The organism is Streptomyces aurantiacus (genome assembly GCF_027107535.1).
GTDB lineage: Bacteria > Actinomycetota > Actinomycetes > Streptomycetales > Streptomycetaceae > Streptomyces.
Map to the genome: position 1 here is coordinate 4,179,121 of NZ_CP114283.1, position 15,050 is coordinate 4,194,170.

The 15,050-nt window shown below is 67.5% G+C and carries 13 protein-coding genes; 8 read left to right on the plus strand and 5 right to left on the minus strand.

The window, feature by feature from the left end:
- Positions 1-175 precede the first annotated feature (175 nt).
- The 4 genes from O1Q96_RS20315 (at position 176) to O1Q96_RS20330 (ending at position 3,189) form a co-directional block, all read left to right on the plus strand.
- A complete protein-coding gene (locus O1Q96_RS20315; RefSeq protein ID WP_269249562.1) occupies positions 176-1,216 on the plus strand; it encodes a beta-ketoacyl-ACP synthase III in 1,041 nt (346 codons plus the stop codon).
- 36 nt (positions 1,217-1,252) lie between these two features.
- Positions 1,253-1,486: an acyl carrier protein gene (locus O1Q96_RS20320; RefSeq protein WP_217455842.1), complete on the plus strand. Its 234-nt coding sequence runs from the start codon at positions 1,253-1,255 to the stop codon at positions 1,484-1,486.
- On the plus strand, positions 1,486-2,454 hold the full coding sequence (locus O1Q96_RS20325) for an alpha/beta fold hydrolase (protein ID WP_269249563.1): 969 nt from the start codon (positions 1,486-1,488) through the stop codon (positions 2,452-2,454). Before O1Q96_RS20320 ends, O1Q96_RS20325 begins: the two co-directional genes overlap by 1 nt.
- A 102-nt stretch (positions 2,455-2,556) precedes the next feature.
- Positions 2,557-3,189, plus strand: coding sequence for a hypothetical protein (locus O1Q96_RS20330; protein ID WP_269249564.1), 633 nt, complete (start codon positions 2,557-2,559; stop codon positions 3,187-3,189).
- A gap of 47 nt (positions 3,190-3,236) precedes the next feature.
- On the opposite strand, the gene O1Q96_RS20335 is transcribed toward O1Q96_RS20330, so the two are convergent.
- Positions 3,237-3,626, minus strand: coding sequence for a DUF6083 domain-containing protein (locus O1Q96_RS20335; protein WP_269249565.1), 390 nt, complete (start codon positions 3,624-3,626; stop codon positions 3,237-3,239).
- Positions 3,627-4,066: 440 nt separating this feature from the next.
- Between O1Q96_RS20335 and O1Q96_RS20340 the strand changes: the two genes are divergently transcribed.
- Together O1Q96_RS20340 and O1Q96_RS20345 are read left to right on the plus strand one after the other, a co-directional pair.
- Positions 4,067-5,323: a hypothetical protein gene (locus O1Q96_RS20340; protein ID WP_269249566.1), complete on the plus strand. Its 1,257-nt coding sequence runs from the start codon at positions 4,067-4,069 to the stop codon at positions 5,321-5,323.
- Between the two features lie 276 nt (positions 5,324-5,599).
- Positions 5,600-6,403: an SAM-dependent methyltransferase gene (locus O1Q96_RS20345; RefSeq protein ID WP_269249567.1), complete on the plus strand. Its 804-nt coding sequence runs from the start codon at positions 5,600-5,602 to the stop codon at positions 6,401-6,403.
- Positions 6,404-6,457: 54 nt separating this feature from the next.
- On the opposite strand, the gene O1Q96_RS20350 is transcribed toward O1Q96_RS20345, so the two are convergent.
- The 3 genes from O1Q96_RS20350 to O1Q96_RS20360 form a co-directional block, all read right to left on the minus strand.
- Complete coding sequence (locus O1Q96_RS20350; RefSeq protein WP_269249568.1) at positions 6,458-7,510, minus strand: Rieske 2Fe-2S domain-containing protein; 1,053 nt, start codon at positions 7,508-7,510, stop codon at positions 6,458-6,460.
- A 363-nt stretch (positions 7,511-7,873) separates the two neighbouring features.
- The gene (locus tag O1Q96_RS20355) at positions 7,874-9,313 is read right to left on the minus strand and encodes a glycoside hydrolase family 43 protein (RefSeq protein WP_269249569.1); all 1,440 of its coding nucleotides are present in this window, start codon (positions 9,311-9,313) and stop codon (positions 7,874-7,876) included.
- A 643-nt stretch (positions 9,314-9,956) separates the two neighbouring features.
- Positions 9,957-10,895: an aldo/keto reductase gene (locus O1Q96_RS20360; RefSeq protein ID WP_269249570.1), complete on the minus strand. Its 939-nt coding sequence runs from the start codon at positions 10,893-10,895 to the stop codon at positions 9,957-9,959.
- A 46-nt stretch (positions 10,896-10,941) separates the two neighbouring features.
- Between O1Q96_RS20360 and pdxR the strand changes: the two genes are divergently transcribed.
- Both pdxR and O1Q96_RS20370 read left to right on the plus strand, forming a co-directional pair.
- Positions 10,942-12,402: a MocR-like pyridoxine biosynthesis transcription factor PdxR gene (gene pdxR / locus O1Q96_RS20365; RefSeq protein ID WP_269249571.1), complete on the plus strand. Its 1,461-nt coding sequence runs from the start codon at positions 10,942-10,944 to the stop codon at positions 12,400-12,402.
- Between the two features lie 233 nt (positions 12,403-12,635).
- Positions 12,636-13,577, plus strand: coding sequence for a phosphotransferase family protein (locus tag O1Q96_RS20370; RefSeq protein ID WP_269249572.1), 942 nt, complete (start codon positions 12,636-12,638; stop codon positions 13,575-13,577).
- Positions 13,578-13,680: 103 nt separating this feature from the next.
- On the opposite strand, the gene O1Q96_RS20375 is transcribed toward O1Q96_RS20370, so the two are convergent.
- A complete protein-coding gene (locus tag O1Q96_RS20375; protein WP_269249573.1) occupies positions 13,681-14,955 on the minus strand; it encodes an alginate lyase family protein in 1,275 nt (424 codons plus the stop codon).
- Between the last annotated feature and the right edge of the window lie 95 nt (positions 14,956-15,050).

A 15,050-nucleotide genomic window follows, 5' to 3' on the forward strand; every position in this document is an offset into this window, starting at 1 on the left:
CTGATGCGGTGGTCGCGACCTTCTCAGAGTGCCTTGCCGCGCCCGCGGACGGTCCGATCTCCCCGGCGCGTTCGGCGACTTGTGCAGCGAAACGCCGCGCACCGAGGCGAACTCGGGCTCACGAGGCTCCCGGCGCATCGATAACTCTCCGACTTCACTCAAGTACGCTTAGTCAATGAACGTTTCGAGCGCGGAACTCCGTGCAGCGCCGGGGCCGACGGCCGTGGTGACGGGCGTGGGTTCCTATCTTCCTCCCCGCCGCGTGACCAATGACGAGCTGTGCTCCCGGCTGGACAGCAGCGACGCGTGGATCCGGGAGAGAATCGGCATTCAGGAGCGCCGCCGGGCGGACGCGGTGGTGTCCACGGGAGATCTGGCCCTGGAAGCCGCGCGGAGGGCGATGCGCTCTGCGGACGTGGCGGACGTCGACACCCTGGTCCTGGCCACGACCACCCCGGACCACCACTGCCCGGCCACCGCGCCCGCGGTCGCCCACCGGCTCGGGCTGCGCGACGCGGTCGCCTTCGACGTGACCGCCGGCTGTGCGGGCTTCGTACACGCCTCGGCGGTCGCCGCTGGGCTCATCAGCGCGGGGAGCGCCCGGAAGGTGTTGGTCGTGGGGGCGGAGACGATGTCGGCCATCATCGACTCCGACGACCGCTCCACGGCCCCTCTCTTCGGCGACGGCGCCGGAGCGGTGGTCCTGGAAGCCGGATCCGGGAAACAGGACGGCAGCCTCGGACCCTTCGTCTGGGGCAGCGACGGTTCACTCGCCGACGCCATCGTCATCCCGGCCGGCGGAGCCCGTGAGCGTGACCGGCGGGACAGCGCGCCCGCGGGTGACTTCTTCGTTCACATGCGCGGGAACGAGGTCTTTCGTCACGCGGTGCGTCGCATGAGCCAGGCCGCCCGGGACGCGGTGAAAGCCGCGGGGTGGGCCCTCGACGAGGTCGACCGGCTGATCGTCCACCAGGCCAACGGACGCATCGGCGCCTCCGTCGCCGACGCACTAGGCATCCCGCCCGAGCGCACGCCTTCCAACATCGCCCACGTCGGCAACACCGCGGCGGCGTCCGTGCCGTTGCTGCTCGCCCACGCCGCGGACGAGGGTCAGCTGAAACCCGGGCACCGCGTGCTCGTTGTCGCTTTCGGCAGCGGGCTCGCCTGGGCCGCCACCACCCTCGTGTGGCCGCCGGGCATCACCGCTGAGCTGTAGAGATCCACCTGCCCAGGAACGTAAGGAACAAAGCACGTGCTGGAAGAACTCAAGGGCATCCTCACGACACAGGCCGGACTGCCCGCCGCGCCCATCACCGCCGACGCGACCCTGGCCGACGCAGGTGTCGACTCCATGGCCGTGACGGTGCTGTCCATGCAACTGGAGGACCGCATGGGCCTGTTCCTCACCGAGGACGAACTCTCGCGCGCCCCCACCGTCAACGCCCTGGCCGACCTCATCGCGAGCCGAGCCGCCGGGAAACCGTGATGCCGACCGCTCCCATCGCGTGGAACCCGCCCGAATGGAACGCGCCCGAGCAGACGAAGGAGGAACTCGTCCCCCTGGAATGGCGCGGCCTGCGCTACACCTGCCGTGTCATCACCTCGGGCCGGCCGCCGGTCACCGAACCCCTGCTCCTGCTCGGCGGCGCACTGCAGGACATGTACGCCTGGCCCCGGCTGGAGCGCAGACTCAGCGCCCACATGACGTTGGTGCTCGTCGACCTGCCCGGTGTCGGCACAGCCGACGACCTGTCCTCCGAGCACGGTTTCGACGCGCTCGCCGAGGCCGCTCTGCTCGTCCCCGACCGGCTCGGGTTCGACCGGATCAATCTGCTGGGCGCCTCCTACGGCGCGCCGATCGCCTACCGTGCCGCCCTCAGCAGACCGGCGCGGATCGCGCGGCTCGTCCTGGCCGGCGCCACGCACCGGATGAACCCGGGTCTGGTGTCCGAGTGCGAGCAGGTGTGGCGCGCCCGCGCCGCACTCGCGGACGACATCGATGGGACGCTGTCGGACTCCGGGTCGCAGGAGATCGCGGCCCGCGCCGTCACGACGCTGTTGAACACCGCCCTCGGCGACCAGGTCTGCCAGGCACCCACAGTGGCAAGGCTGCTGCACCGGCAGTTCGCCCGCATCACCCCGGCCGAGGCCCGCCGCCACGCCGTCTGTCACCAGCGGCTGCTCGGATCGGATCCGCTGCCCTCCGAGAACATCGACGCTGTGCGCGCCCTGGTGTTCACCGGTGAGCACGACGACGTCAGCACTCCGGACGAGAACCGCGCCGTGGCGGCCGCCATCGCTGGCTCGACCTTCGTGCTCGTCCGAGACGCCGACCACATGGTGCACCTCGAACGGGAAGCCGAGTACGCCGACCTGGTCCTGCGCTTCCTCACCGACCTCTCACTCGAAGGCCTTCAGTACACGACCACACCGGAACGCCTCGGGCGTGGCTGACACCGTCGGCGCTTCTCGTCCACGGAGATTCATTGATGCTCTCGGGCGGAGCCAGGCGCAAGGGCGGGTCCGTACGTCCCGGTGGGTGGTGTACTGCTTTACATGCCGTCCACGGACGATGAACGGGAAGTGCTGACGAGCGGGGTCCATCTCGCGGTGTTCTCAACGGTGCTGCTCGTGGTGATCGGCCTTGTCTGGGATTTTCCCTGGCAAGCGTTGGTGTTGTTCGTTGTGGCGTCGGTCGCGGTCAGTGGCCTGATCACCGTCATGACGCTGGCCGACGTGCAACGCGCCGCACAGCGGAGAGCCATGACTCAAGGGGCCCTGGTCACATGGGCCGGCCGCAACGGCGGGTCCTTCGTTACCACCTCGGCGGCGTTGACCGGCGACGTGCAGCGGTGGGAGTTGCCGGCGAGCCCTCGGTTTCGTGGTGAGCTGCTCGCCGTGGGCCGCTGCCAGGGCATCGAGGTGGGCGTCGCCTGCTCCATAGAGGACGTCGGCGAGGTGGGCACGTCAATCACGGCAGTCCTGCTCCGTCTGTCCGAACAGCGGCCGACCGCACAGCTGCGTCGCCGGGACATACGCCGACTGGACCTGCCACAGGGCGTGGACTCGGTGGAGACGGACGGCCACGAGCTGCGCGTACGGTTCGAGGGCTGGCCGCCGTCGCCCACGGCGGTGGACACACTGGTCGACGCAGTCGTACGCCTGGCCGCGAGACCACTCGACACGTGACGCTGTGCTGTGGGGGGCGGCCAACGAGGAGCATCACTTCGGCTTGCCTACCCGGTGTCCGGCAGCTCGATGTCGGGCCACAGCGCTGGTTCCGCGCCCGCACGTCGCTCGACCTGGCGCGCGTTCTCCTGTCGCACCGCCGTCAACCAAGGCCACAGATCCGGTAGTTGCTGCCCGGAGCAGGCCAGACGGTGCTCGATCCGGCATCGCTGCAGCGGATCCGGCGGACACACGGCGTACACCGCCACCCGTCCGTCCGACAACGTGATCCACCGACGCTCCGCCGGTACCAGATGCGCGAGCACATCGAGCCCCGGTTCCAGGAGCACCCAGTCGTGATCCAGTGTCGGCACTCGGTCCTGCGGCAGCCTGCAGTACGGGCAGGCAGATGCCTGTCCGTCGCCCCATCGCCGTGGCTCCTTGTCGACAGCCCCCATACTCTGAGCGTGCGGCCTGGCAGGGCGCGCCACACGTCGCCAATCGGACGGGACCCACGCGCCCACACGGACAGGCAACGACAGGCGAGGCAACTCCTGGACGCTCCTTGCGCATACGTCCCGTCTGCAGCGGCCGGACAGGTGTCGTAGACAACAGGACGCTGCCCGGGATTGACAGTCATCGTCCTGTGAAGGCGCGGTGGACATCGGCGGATCGGGTGGTCGGACGTCGGGATATCCGGAGGGGCGCGGGGGCATTGAACTGTCATGTGCCGCGCGCCGGTTCCGGCAGTGGGAGTTGCTGATGCCCAGCTGTCAGGAAGCGGTGGAGGCCCGATCGGCAGTGGGGCCCCGCGGAATTCTCACGGGGTGGCCTGCCGGGCGCTGGGTCCCGTGTCGGCTGTGAAGACCATCGCGTGGTGTGACCATCGGGGGCGGATGTGGAGCAACTGGTAGCTCTGAAACCGCAGTTGATCGGACGAGTGTTCCGTGCGTCAGAATCCGTCGATATCCGCGCCTCGATGTGCCGGCTGCGCAGGGTGCCGAGGTTGTTGCGAAGAGTGTTACGCCCGCTGTGGCGTCTGTGGATCCACTTGTCGTACTGGCCGTTGAGGGCAAAGACCAAGGTTCTGCTGGTCAGTTTCGTCTTTTCGGTGACGCTGCTGATCCTGGCCCACGCCGGTGGCGTGCTCGGACCGCCGGCCGGGCCCGACCGACGGTGGGCTCTGGACTACGTGTTCTCGGACAACGTGGACCTGGGCGGCGTGAGCCTGTCTCTGCTCCAGGACCCGGCCGGGCTGATCGTGCTGGCGGTCGTCTTCATCACGCCCGTCTTCTGCTGTCAGCAAGTGCTGGCCATCTCGGACTTCGTGCAGATGAACGAGCGTAACGCTGTCGATGTGGAGCGTACCGTCGATGAGATTCGCGAACTCAACGATCTGGTCCGCAAGACCAACCGGTGGTTCGAGGTGTTGGGGGGTCGAGAGGTGTCCGCGGCCATCGCGGTGGCCATGGGGATCGGCACGGCCGCGCTGTACGGCTTCGTCAATGCCCATGGCCTCATGGAGACGTGGAACCCGACCGGGCTGCCCGATCCGGTCTGGCGCTCGGAGGTCTACGCGGGCTGGTGGGCGAACTGGCACGCCCACCGTGAACTCGCAGTGGCCTTGTGCGTGGCCGGCACGTACGCCTTCTACTTCTTGGCCAAGCAACTGGTCATGGGGGTGGTCTTCACCGCCTACCTGCATCGGTCGGAGGCACTCGGCTTCGGGGTCACGCCGAACATGCGGTTCGACAGCGACGGATATCAGGGACTGCGGCCACTGCGTCAGTTCATGTTGTGGACCTACGGCTCCGCGCTGGCCCACCTGATCGGCTTACTGGTCCTCTTCACGGTCTGGCTGCCGGCCGAACCATGGATGGTGTTCATCGTGCTGGGAGTCATGCTGGTCGACATGCTCGTGATCGTCTACCCGTCGTCGATCGGTTATCACTCCGCACTGAAGGTCAAGCAGGATCACGTCAAGTCGTTGTACGAGATGAACCTTCCAAGCGAGGAGTGCGACGCGGCCATCGCGCGGGTCTGGGCCGATCCCGTGCTTCCGGTCACGACTCGCAAGGCCATGACCGGCATCATTCTCTACTTGCTGGTCCCCGCGGTGCCTGCCTTGATACCCGTCCTGTTCCAGCAGCTCTGACCTCGCGGAGTCGAGCCTGAGTCCGTCGGCCGCCGCGACCTCGGGGCGCAGTTGTTCGAAGAGCCTGAACGAAATCCCACTCAGGGCGTGACCTTGCGGGGGAGGATGGCCCCATGACCGCTCATCGGGCAGCAGCGGGGGAAGCGGAGGAAGAAGACCCCGAAGGCGGGCATGCGGGAGGGTCGAAACGCGAGCAACGACGGCTTGTCTGGGTGACTCTCCTGCCATCTCAAGGAGAGCGAATGCAACATGTCACGGCAACAGGTGAAGGGCGAAATGACAGACACCCGCAGTGGCGCGAGTGGTATCGACACCAGTAAGCCTCATTCGGCGCGCATGTACGACTACTTCCTCGGTGGGAAGGACAATTACGAAGTCGACCAGGAGGCTGCCGAGAAGGTCATTTCCGTCTTCCCCCATGTCTCGGAGATGGCGCGGACCAACCGCAGGTTCATGCACCGGGCCTCACGCCTGCTGGCCGAGCGAGGTGTCCGGCAGTTCCTCGACATAGGGACGGGAATTCCCACCCGGCCGAATCTGCATCAGGTCGTCCAGGAGATCGCTCCTGACGCACGTGTCGTGTATGCGGACAACGACCCGATCGTGCTGCGGCACGCCGAGGCGCTTCTCCACAGCACCCGGCAAGGGAGTACGACCTACGTCCACGCGGACGTGCGAGAGCCTGAAAAGATCATCGAAGCAGCCAGGGAGACCCTCGACTTCGACCAGCCGATCGCGTTGTCGTTGGTAGCCCTCCTCCATCTGGTCGGGGACGAGGACGATCCCCACCGCATCGTGACCGAACTGCTCAGGCCACTCGCACCCGGTAGCTACCTGGCGTTGTCTCACGCGACCGGGGACTTCGACCCTGAGACCTGGGAGCGCATCGTCGAGATATACCGCAGTGGCGGTACGCCTGCCCAAGTGCGGTCACGCACTGAATTCGCCACGTTCTTCGACGGACTTGAACTCGTCGACCCGGGCGTGGAACTCGCCATGCTCTGGCACCCCGAGCTCGGCGAACCGGACGGTCATGATGAGCGGATACCTTTGTACGCCGGGGTCGCTCGCAAGGTCTGAACCCTCGGCAGAGATACCGGTACCCCGTCCCGCGCCTGTCTGCTGGGACACAGCTCACCCACGGAGTGGCCAGGACGACGTGAGGTCACCATCGATCGGCAGCGTCTGCCGGTGGTGATCGCTTCCATCGGCTTCGGCAGCGGCTTCGGCGACGGGCGGGCTGACGTCGCGCGGCTGCGCGACGGGAAGGCCGGGCGGGTAGAACTGGGCGTACCAGCGGCGCAGGGCCTTGATGCCCTTCTCGTGCGGAAGCAGAACCGGGCGAGGTTGGTGGATCTTGTGATCCCAGATCCTGACCTCTTCGCGTACCTCGTCCAGGGCTTCTGAGCGGAAGACAAGTTTGAGCACGGGTGTCAGGAACGGGGCCCGGGCCGGTTTACGGAGGTAGTACAGCATCCGCAGTTCGCTGGTGTGGTCGTCGATGGGAGTGGAGAGCGCGACTGCGGTCACCGACAGGACCGGCCCATGGGTGCGGACCACCATCACACCGGGTCCGTACATGAAGGCGTCGAAGGTGTTGTCGATGTCCCAGCCGAATACGCGCCGGCTGATCCGGCCGCGGACCTCGGCGAAGGGGCCGTCCGTCCTCCAGTCCTGGACGGGGGGTTCGCTCTGGCCGTGGATGAAGTGGAAGTGGGACTCGTCGACGATGTTCTCGCGCATTTCCTGGACGTGGATGCGCGCCTTGCAGGTGTCGTCGATCGGCTGGGCGAAGTTCCTGGATTCTGTCTCCGGGATTTCCGGTACTTCCCAGGAGGGCGCGGCAGGGCCTGTGTAGACGAAGATGAGGCCGCTGTGCTCGCGGACCGGGAAGCCTTCGAGGGACACTTTGGGGGTCCGGACCGAGAACGGGGCGTTCACGCAGCGGCCGTCCGCACCGAATCGCCATCCGTGGAAGGGGCATTCGACAGTCCCGCCCACGACCTTTCCGCCGACGCCCAGATGTGCACCGTAGTGGGGGCAATGTGCGTCTCTCACGGCCGCTTGTCCGTCGCTCCCGCGGAAGGCGATCAGCGCCCGTCCGAAGTAGTGCAGGCTGACCACCCGGTTCTGTCGCAGTTCGCTGCTGCGGAGGACGGCGTACCACCCGTGCGGAACTGTCGGCATCGGATACTGGTCGGCTCGCGGATCGCGGGGCAAGCCCGCCAACTTGTCATGACTGCGACGGAGACGCATGCGCTGATGCTAGCTGCCGCAGGAGCTGCGCACCGGCGAAGGCGATCATCGCCGATCAGGAGGAGCGTCGCGTCGTCCGAGGCGGTCGTCCCTCCACGGTCAGTCCGTCGACCGCCCCGCGAAGGCGCGGCCCCACCAGCGACCGACGCCGCCGGTGCGGCCAGGAGCGCTGATCTCCTGCGCGGCGTCTCCGGCACGGAACCTTCTTGGGATGCCTGTTTGTCGCGCGAGTGTGGCGGGGGCGCCCTCTCGTGGGTGCGAGGTTGGCGAGAGGGCGCCGGTAAGACCCTCAGGTCAGCTCGTCAGGCGGAAGGTGGCGTCGCTTCGTCCTGTGGCGGTGGTGATCGGTTCGAGCTTCAACTGGAAGGCGTAGTGGCGGATGTAGCGGTCGGGGTGGTTGTACGACTGGAACGAGGACCAGGCAGAGTCGGCGAGCCCGGCGACCTGGCGGAAGGTGGCGTCCCCGGCGAAGGCGGTGGTGCCGTCGTTGTGGGCCAGTTGGAAGTCGACTCCGTCGTGCCGCAGGTAGTGGCCGGGGAAGTTCACCGACTCGAAGGAGACGGTGCCGGAGCCGGCCAGGCCGGGTCGCTGCCGGAATTGGGCGTCCTCGTTGGTGACGTTCTGGTCGATGCGCACGTCGAAGTTGCTGTGCCGCACGTAGCGGTCCTGGAAATTGAAGGACTGCAGCCTCTTGCCCGGGACATTGGCCCAACGCGCCTGGATCCGTGCGTCCTCGGCGGCCGTCAGGTTCAGGATCGAACCGTGGCGCTTCTTCGTTCCGCCCAGGTTGAAGGTGCCGGCGGCCGGAAGCCGGTAGGAGCCGGAGGCGGACGGGGTGGACGGGCTGGTCGTCAGGACCGGCATGTAGCCCTTACCTGCCGCGTACTGATCGAGGTACAGAGCCCACTCGTCACGGTTCTTGAACTTCAGCCACATCGGGCCCTCGACCTGCGAGCCGGTAAGACCGATTCCGGAGAGGTTGCCGAGGCTGGTCCAGGTGCCGAGGATCGAGTTGCTGCCTTCGATCGTGATCTGGCCGTCGCCGGAGGCCCGCACATAACGGTAGTTGCCGACACCCGACGGTATCTCGACGATCTGGGTGTCGATGATCTCCTGAGTGCCAGGACGGTCGATGTAGACCTGGGGAGTGGTGGTCGTGCGGAAGTCGGTCGTGCGGGAGTAGTAGATGCGGTGCTTCTGTATGCCGTTCCGGCTCCCGTTCGTTGCCCAGTACAGGACGTAGCTGTTGGTGGCGGAGTCCCAGATGGCCTCCGGCGCCCACGCGTTGCGTCCTTCGGGAATCGCGCCTGCCACGTTCAGAAGCCACGGCTTGGACCAGGTGACCAGGTCCGTGGACTCCCACACCACGAGGTTGCGGCTGCCGTTGTTGATGGCGTCGTCCCAGGACTGGCCGCAGCCGATGCACAGGTCGGTCGCGATGATCCAGTACTTGTTGCCGTCGGGTGAGCGGACGAGTGCCGGGTCGCGCACTCCGCGCGTACCCACGGTGGAACGCAGGGTCATCCCGCCACTGTTGAGATCGTTCCAGTTCAGACCGTCCGTGCTGTAGGAGAAGTACATTTGCTGGCCCGTCGCCCCCTCCCCGATGAAGTGCGTCATCAGGTAGCCCGGGTCGGCGGCCGCGGCCCGGTCCGGTGAGATCCCGGCCTGGCCGGTGAGGAGGAGGCAGGCGGCGACCAATATCGCCGACAGCCGGGCGAGAACCGCGGACATGTATGTCTCCTGTCGTTCTGCGAGTGCCGCCTCTGGTGGCAGCGAGGGCGGAGGGTGGGGTCGGTCTCCGTATCGAGAGGCGTGCCTGGTGTTCGAAATGTCGAACGATGTGCGAAGCTTCGGCCAGAAGATAGATTTCAGGCTCGAGGGCGTCAATGGAACTGGCCGGTACGGTTCCAGATGGATCGCGCCTGTCCTGACGGACACGACGTGGACCGCAACTCGTTCAGCTGGCGGTGATCACGCCAAGTGGCCCAATGTGGGGTGGAGTTGCGCGGATTCGGGGTGGTCGAGGTCGTCAAAAATGGTCAGGACCTGCTGCCATGACGTGCGGGCCTCGTCGGACTTCTCGACAGCATGATGATTGTCGCCGAAGTGCGTGAGAACAGCGGCTTCGCCGAAACGCTCGCCGAGGCGTCGTGAGGACCTGCAACCGCTGATCCGGGAATCCTGACCGCAGACAGCCCTGCTCCGGAGCATGCCGGGCAGGGCTGTCTGTTCGGTGGCCGCAGCCTCGATTGCGCCCGGCCGCGGCGAGGACGCCGCCGTGGTACCCCGACAGCGACCTCGTCGACCTGCGCCTCCTCAGCAAGTCGGGGAGCAGCGCCCGCCATCACGGCTGACCAGGCACCATGTGCTGGATTCAGAGAGCGGAGTCCAGACGATCGCGCTGCTCGATGGTCAACTCGAGGGACACTCCAGCGATGGCCTCGTCCAACTGCTCGACCGTGCTGACGCCGACGATCGGCGTGGCGGCCGGCCCTCCGGTCAGCCATGCCAGCACCACCCGGTTGCGGTTCGTGCCGGTCTCGGCGGCGACCTCGTCGAGCGCCGCGAGACGGCGGGCGGTGCCCGGATGGTCGTACTCGGCCGGCAGCGGCCTGTCCGTACGGGTGTAACGGCCGCTCAGCAGCGGGGTGTACGCCCACAGCGCCATGTCCGGGTGGTGTTCGAGATAGTGGAGCGCCTCGTCGGTGACCGCACCGAACCGGTGCACCACGGTGGGCCGGGTCGCGGGCCGCGGCTGTAGGTAGGTGTGGTGCTGCTGCACCGCGGTGAAACCGGTACCGCCGTGGGCCCGCGCGATCTGCCGGGCCCGCTCGACCTGCCAGACGGGGTAGTTGGAGCAGCCGAGGCGGCCGACCGTACCCGCGGAGACGAGCTCGTCGAAGGCCGCGACCGTCTCTTCCAGCGGCGTGACCGGATCGGGTTTGTGGGCCCAGTACAGGTCGATGTGATCCGTACCGAGTCGCCGCAGGCTGCCCTCGATCCCGTTCTTCACGGCTCCGGCCGAGAGGCCTTCGGCCGTCTCCGGGAACCGCCCGGCCACGGTCGGCTCACAGCCCACCTTGGTGCTGATCTTCACACGGTCGCGGACGCCCGGGCGGCTTGCCAGCCAGCGGCCGAGCAACTCCTCACTCTGGCCGCCGAAGCCAGTCGGATCCGCCCAGAACGCGTAACAGTTGGCAGTGTCGATCCAGACGCCCCCGGCGTCCACGAAGTGATCCAGGATCTCGAACGATCGGCGCTCGTCCTGAGCCGTGCCGAACATCATGGCGCCAAGAGCCAGGTTGGTAATCATGTCCCTCACGATAGGCCGATTCGGATCGGCGGTACGCTCCAATCTTGTGGCCATTTCCCAGACCAATCTCGCGTGGGCGACGCTGCTGGACATCGGCCCTTCGGAGCACGGTGGCGCCTTCCGCCTGCACGATCGTCTGGCGCTCGCGCTGCGCACCACGATCCGGGACGGCCGACTGACGGAGGGTGCCGCCGTGCCACCGAGCCGGGCGCTCGCCGAGGAACTCGGCTGCTCCCGCTGGGTCGTGACGGAGGCGTACGGGCAGCTCATCGCGGAGGGGTTCCTTTCCGCGCGGGTGGGTTCCGCCACGCGTGTCTCGTGGTCACCGGACGCCTCGCCGACTCGGCCTCGTGTGCGGCGCGTTCCGGCGCAGACAGCGATCCGGTACGACCTCGCGCCCGGTCTGCCGGATCTGCGGGCGTTTCCGCGGCGTCGCTGGGCGGAGGCCGTCCGGGCGGTCACCGGCTCGGCCGTCCACTACGACCTCGGCCTGCCCGACCCAGCCGGGCACGCGGTGCTGCGTACCACCGTCGCGCAGTACCTTCGGCGCTCGCGCGGCGCGGACGCCGACCCCACATCGGTGTCCGTGTGCGCCGGTGTCACCGACGGGCTGGTCCGCACATGCCGCGCGCTGCACGCCCGGGGGATCACCGACCTGGCGATGGAGCACCCAGGCTGGGGGCGACTGCGGGACGCCGCCACCAGCGCCGGACTGCGTGTGCATCCGGTGCCTGTGGACGACGACGGCCTCCGGGTCGAGGACCTCGTACGTACGCCGGCCAGGGCGGTCGTCGTGGGCGCGGCCCACCAGTTTCCCACTGGCACGGTTCTGTCGCCGCGACGCCGGGCCCGCCTGGTGCGCTGGGCGCGCGAGACGGACGGCTTCGTCATCGAAGACGACTACGACGCCGAGTTCCGCTACGACCGCCATCCGGTCGCCGTCATGCAGGGCATGGATCCGAGCCGGGTCTTCCTCCTCGGCTCGGTCAGCAAGACGCTGTCACCGGCCCTCGGTCTGGGCTGGATGGTCGCGCCCACCGCGATGGCCCAGGCGCTCCGGAGCGCCAACCCGGTCACCGTCGCGCCGCCGGTACTGGACCAACTCGCACTCGCCACCTTCATCGAACGTGGATGGTACGACGCCCATCTGCGCGCGGCACGGCGCCGGTTCCGCTCGCGGCGCGACCTGCTGACCCGCACGCTCGCCGCCCAAGTACCGCAAGGCCGGGTCGCCGGCACCGCCGCCGGACTCCACGTCCTGCTGCACCTACCGGACGACGCCGACACCCGCGGGACGGTCCGGGCCGCGGCCGCCGCCGGGCTGCGCCTTACGGACCTCGACGACTACCGGGTGCACGGGTCGGCGGAGCGCGCGCTCGTCCTCGGGTACGGCAACATCAGCGACACGGACATCGCCCCAGCCGTCGCGCTCCTCCGTGAGGCACTGAGTTCGCCGTCGACCTCGCGGCCGCCTGGAACAGCGCAGTCGGGTGATGACGGTCTCTGACGCCGCACGTACCCACCTCCCGTCCGTCCGCTGAGGACGGCACGCAGCTCACGGCCGCAGACACTCACCCTGCGGATCGAAGCGGACGAGTCCGTGTTCGGGGGCCAGCGATGCGGCGCGCGCTGATACTTCTTCAGCCTTGCCGTACGACATGAGCAGGCACCAGTTGGGCCTCTCCGAACCACCCATTATTTCGCTCGCGACGACCGCCCTGGCACATCTACGGTTTCATCGTGACCGCCACAGCAGTGCTGCCGCCGGCGATGGCCGAGGAACTCCTGCATCCCGTCCTTCCCGCCACGTCCGTCGGGGAGACCGTTCTGCGTACTGGCGGGGAGCTGAGCACGATCTTCGAGGTCCGATTCGCCGGGGTGGCCGAGCCGGTCGTCATCAAGATCTATGACGATCAGTGGCGATGGAAACAGGAGAAGGAGATCTACGTCTACCGACTGCTTCAGCAGCACGCTGTCGGGCCGGTGCCTGCCGTGTTGCACCATGGGGACGCCGACAACGTGCTTGGGCGCTGCTACACGGTGATGACGATGCTCAGGGGGCAGCCGTTGTCCGCTGTCAGCCATGCCCTGGAGAGGGCATCGCTGCGGGAGATCTACCGTCAGATCGGGGGCTGCATGGCTGCGGTCCACCAGATCCCGCAGGACAGCTACGGATACCTCACCACGCATGTTCTGGATCCCGAGCCGACGAACACCGCCTATATGACACGGCAGTTCCACAAGAAGCTCAGGGAGTACGCCGGTCACGGGGGTGATACGGCGCTCACGACGGCCGTCGAAGCGAAGGTTGCTCGGCAGATCGAGCTGCTCGGCGCGTGCCCGCATGCCGTGCTGTGTCACAACGACTTTCACGAGGGCAACGTCCTGGTCGCCGACGACGGCGGCGGATGGCAGGTCAGCGGCTTCATCGACGTGGAGAACGCGATCGCGGCGGATCCCCTGATGGACGTGGCCAAGACCGACTACTACTCCGTCCGCGACGACCAGGACAAGCGCGAAGCGCTCTGCGACGGATACGGGACGCTGCCCGCCGACTGGAGCGAGCGGGTCGGCCTCTACCGCCTCTACCACGCTCTGGAGCTGTGGGACTGGTTCGCCTCCATCGGCAACACGCCTCCGCTGGAGGGCATCACCGACGACATCCGGCGTATGACGGCATGATCTTCTCGCGATGACGTGTGCTCTCCAGCTGTCCACGCCGTCCAGGAGACAGGGCAGGGCGAACAGTTGGCATGCCGTGCCGGTGGTCGGTCGATGGTCGGCCTCAGCCCGTGATGGAGTCCAGTTGCTCCGCTGCCGGGCGCAAGAGCCACAGGTCGCCGCCCGGAGGCTCCTCCAGGGAGGGCACGGCCTTCTGCGCCTGCCTGTCACCCGCATCGGCGGCCGCATGCACCACATCAGTGGCCGCGTACCGGTGGAACTCGAGCTCCGTGTGCGGCCAGACAGCGGCAGCCGTCGACGCGGGCAGAAGGTAGTGCACCGCTTTGAACAGGCTCTGGCCGTCGGGGCCCCGGTACTTCCACAGGTTCACGCCGAGGTGCTTGCCGATGGCCGCGAGCCGCGTGTAGGCGACCAGGTCGAAGGTCGAGTAGTGCCAACTGCGCGTCCTGGTCAGCTCTTGGGGCTGGCTGCCGTCGGCGGCGATCTGCGGGGCGATACGCAGGCTCCGCGCGTCGAGGACTGTTCGGCGGGCGAGATGCCTGTCGCCGGTCGCATGGGCGAGGGCTGCGACCTGCATGTCGTGGAAGGTGCCATGGTTGTTGGTGGCGGCGGCCTCCTGCTTGCCGAAGTCGCTGTACCTGAGCCAGCTGAGAAAGTCCTTGTTCCACTTCGCCATGCCGGTGCGGTCCGTCCTGGTCCAGTTGGGGGCGCCGGAGTTCAGGATGGCGAGCGCGTCGAGGACGGCGGTGTACGACTGCGAGAAGTCGATGATGCCGATGGCGCGGCCGTCGTACGTGCAGGGGATGAACTGTGCGTGGTTCAGGTGCGGGTTCATCCTCGTGGCAGGGTCGAGGAACCAGGTGCGCAGTATCTGTCCGGCCTTTCCGGCGTACCGCTCGTCGCCGGTGTAGTACCAGGCGAGGGAGAGGTCGTACGTGGAATCGAAGACCTTCTCGACATCCCGGCGATCGGTACCGGAGTCGACCTCGGGGTTGCGCTGTCCGTCACGTTGGACGTACGGGCAACCCCACGGATTTCCGGACGTCGGCGGTTGTGATGGCCACCAGTACGGAGCCTGACTGAGGTAGTCGTGGACGTCGCCGCTCGGTGCCGGCCTGGGTTTGTCGACGACCGTCCAGGGGCCCTGGCTCAACCACCGGTCGGCGCGGGCGGTCAACGCCTGGGCGGCTCGGCGCAGTTGTGGGTCGCCGCGGTCGAGCCGCGTCTTCGCCTGCTGCAGACGGGTGCCGTCGAGGACGGCGGTGTGCGGAGCGTCGGGCACGGGGTGCGTCACCTTCGCCGAGGCAGAGGGTACTGCTGCGGCGCTGATCACGGCCAAGGCCGCCAGGAGGACAGCCAGGCGCGAGCGAGTACTCATCAGGTACTCCAATCATGTATGTGAATCGCAGAGGTGAGCTTCTTGCGGCGGGCCAGGACGGTGGTCCATCGCCGCCACGAGAGGCCTGGCGTCTA